The sequence below is a fragment of the Dokdonella sp. genome (genome assembly GCF_036518555.1).
GTDB lineage: Bacteria > Pseudomonadota > Gammaproteobacteria > Xanthomonadales > Rhodanobacteraceae > Dokdonella_A.
This window is the reverse complement of record NZ_DATDMY010000011.1, coordinates 1-2,414: the sequence shown is the minus strand read 5'-3', so window position 1 is coordinate 2,414 and position 2,414 is coordinate 1. Positions and strand designations below refer to the sequence as shown.

4 protein-coding genes are annotated in these 2,414 nt (G+C 73.9%); all 4 read right to left on the bottom strand.

Going from position 1 to position 2,414, the window contains the following annotated elements; translation table 11 throughout:
* Nucleotides 1-113 precede the first annotated feature (113 nt).
* Nucleotides 114-743, bottom strand: a complete 630-nt coding sequence (hisIE, locus tag VI238_RS00765; protein WP_331647424.1) for a bifunctional phosphoribosyl-AMP cyclohydrolase/phosphoribosyl-ATP diphosphatase HisIE — start codon at nt 741-743, stop codon at nt 114-116.
* Nucleotides 740-1,516 carry an imidazole glycerol phosphate synthase subunit HisF gene (gene hisF / locus VI238_RS00760; protein ID WP_331647423.1) on the bottom strand — a complete coding sequence of 259 codons (777 nt, stop codon included), beginning with the start codon at nt 1,514-1,516 and terminating at the stop codon, nt 740-742. The genes hisIE and hisF overlap by 4 nt, the downstream gene beginning before the upstream one ends.
* Complete coding sequence (locus VI238_RS00755; RefSeq protein WP_331647422.1) at nt 1,498-2,229, bottom strand: 1-(5-phosphoribosyl)-5-[(5-phosphoribosylamino)methylideneamino] imidazole-4-carboxamide isomerase; 732 nt, start codon at nt 2,227-2,229, stop codon at nt 1,498-1,500. Before VI238_RS00755 ends, hisF begins: the two co-directional genes overlap by 19 nt.
* Nucleotides 2,226-2,414, bottom strand: a 189-nt coding sequence (locus VI238_RS00750; RefSeq protein ID WP_414650009.1) for a glutamine amidotransferase-related protein, incomplete at its 5' end; no start/stop codon positions are given. The genes VI238_RS00755 and VI238_RS00750, both read right to left, overlap by 4 nt.

The window sequence follows — 2,414 nt, the reverse complement described above, 5'->3', positions numbered from 1 at the left end:
CGACGTGCACGCCGGCTCTGCCGACCAGCCATGGCGCGATGCTTGCGCGCGTCCGCGGCGAAGCCCATCGCGGGCGCGCCCACTGCGGCGCGCCCGACAGCGGTCGGGGCGACCTATCCCGTCGATCGCGGCCGGTCGCGCAGCGCGAGTTCGGCGACGACATCGGCGAACGCGAGGCCGCTGCCACGCAGCAGCACGAGCAGGTGGAAGAGGAGGTCGGCGGCCTCGCCGCGAAGTCCGTCGAGGTCGCCGGTCGCCGCCGCGAGCGCGACTTCGACGCCTTCTTCGCCGACCTTTTGCGCACGCCGTGCGGGCGTCGCCGCGAGCAGCCGGGCGACATAGCTCGACGTCGGATCCGCGCCGGCGCGTGAGGCGATCAGCGCTTCGAGTTCGTTGAGCCACGGATGCGCGCGCGAGTCGCCGTCGAAACAGCTCGACGCGCCGCGGTGGCAGGTCGGTCCGCGCGGCACGGCCTGCGCGAGCAGCGCGTCGCGGTCGCAGTCGGCCGCGAGCGAGACGAGTGCGAGCACGTGGCCCGAGCTCTCGCCCTTGCGCCAGAGGCGCTGCTTCGAGCGCGACCAGAAATGCACCTCGCCCGTCGCGAGCGTGCGCTCGAGCGCGCCGCGGTCGGTGTAGCCGAGCATGAGCACGCGGCCGTCGTGCGCGTGCTGCACGACGAGCGGGAGCAGGCCGTCGCCTTTGCTCCAGTCGAGCGCATCGGCGTCGAACGCGACCGTGGTCATGGCCGCACCACGATGCCGCGCGCGGCGAGGTGGCGCTTGAGATCGCCGATGCGGATCTCACCGGAATGGAACACGCTCGCCGCGAGCGCGGCATCGACGCCGCAGCGCTCGAACACGTCGCCGAAGTGCTCGATCGAACCCGCGCCGCCGGATGCGACGAGCGGCAGGTCCGTCGCCGCGCGCACGGCGTCGAGCACCGCGTGCGCGTAGCCTGCGCGCACGCCGTCGTTGCGGATCGCGTTGAGCACGATCTCGCCCGCGCCGCGCGCGTCGACCTCGCGCACCCAGGCGAGCAGGTCGCGGCCGCTGTCGCGCGCCTGTTCCGGTTTGCCGCTGTCGGCGACGACGCGCCACGCGCCATGATGGTCAGTGTGTGCGTCTACGTCGATGCCGACGACGACGCACTGGCTGCCGAAGCGTGCGGCGAGCTCGTCGACGATCGCGGGGCGTGCGAGCGCCGGGCTGTTGATCGACACCTTGTCCGCGCCCGCGGCGAGCACTGCCTCGGCATCGGCGACCGAACGGATGCCACCGGCGACGCAGAACGGGACGTCGAGCTCGCGTGCGACGCGTTCGACCCACGCGAGGTCGACGCGGCGGCGTTCCGGGCTCGCGGTGATGTCGTAGAACACGAGTTCGTCCGCGCCCTCCGCGGCATAGCGGCGCGCGAGCGCGACGATGTCGCCGACGACGCGGTGGTCGCGGAAGCGCACGCCCTTGACGACCGTGCCGTCGGCGACGTCGAGGCAGGGAATCAGGCGGCGCGCGAGCACAGGGCCTCCAGCGGCAGGCTGCCTTCGAGCAGCGCCGTGCCGGCGACGCACGCGGCGACGCCGGTGCCGCGCAGCGCGGCGACGTCGGCGAGGTCGCGCACGCCGCCCGAAGCGATCCACGCGAACGACGGCCAGCGCGCGGCGAGCAGGCGATACAGTGCGAGGTTCGGCCCCGCCGCCATGCCGTCGTGCGCGACGTCGGTGGTCAGCACGTGGCGCAGGCCCGCATCGGCGAAGCGTTTCAGCAACGCGGCGTAGTCGCCGTCGTCGGTCGATCGCCATGCGTCGACCGCGGGGCGCCAGCGGCCGTCCTCGCCGAGGCGCAGGTCCATCGCGAGGCAGAGGCGTTCGGCACCGAAGTCCCGTAGCCAGTCGGCGAAGGCGTCGGGCGCGCGCACCGCGACGCTGCCGACGACGACGCGCTCGACACCCGCGTCGAGCAGGCGCTGCACGTCGTCGCGCGTGCGCACGCCACCGCCGGCCTGCACGCGCAGCGCGCTGCCGGCGATGCGCGCGATCGAGGCGAGCTGCAACGGTTGCGCCGCGCGCGCGCCGTCGAGGTCGACCAGGTGCAGCCAGTCGGCGCCTGCGCGCGCGTAGCGCGCGGCGAGCTCGAGCGGATCGTGCGCGAAGATGCGCGCCTGGGCGAAGTCGCCCTGGCGCAGGCGCACGACGCGGCCGTCGCGCAGGTCGATCGCGGGAATGACGTTCATAGCGCGAAGAAGTTCGTCAGCAGGCGGCGGCCGGCCGCGGCGGATTTCTCGGGATGGAACTGCGTGCCGTGCACGTGGCCGCGCGCGACCACCGCCGCGAACGGCGCGCCGTGTTCGGCGGCGGCGAGCGTCGCGTCGTCGTCGTCCGCGGCGTAGCCGTGCACGAAGTAGAACCAGTCGTCGCG

Coding starts and splice junctions, on each gene's coding strand:
- hisIE (WP_331647424.1), bottom strand. CDS start 743: ATGACCACGGTCGCGTTCGACGCCGATGCGCTCGACTGGAGCAAAGGC.
- VI238_RS00755 (WP_331647422.1), bottom strand. CDS start 2,229: ATGAACGTCATTCCCGCGATCGACCTGCGCGACGGCCGCGTCGTGCGC.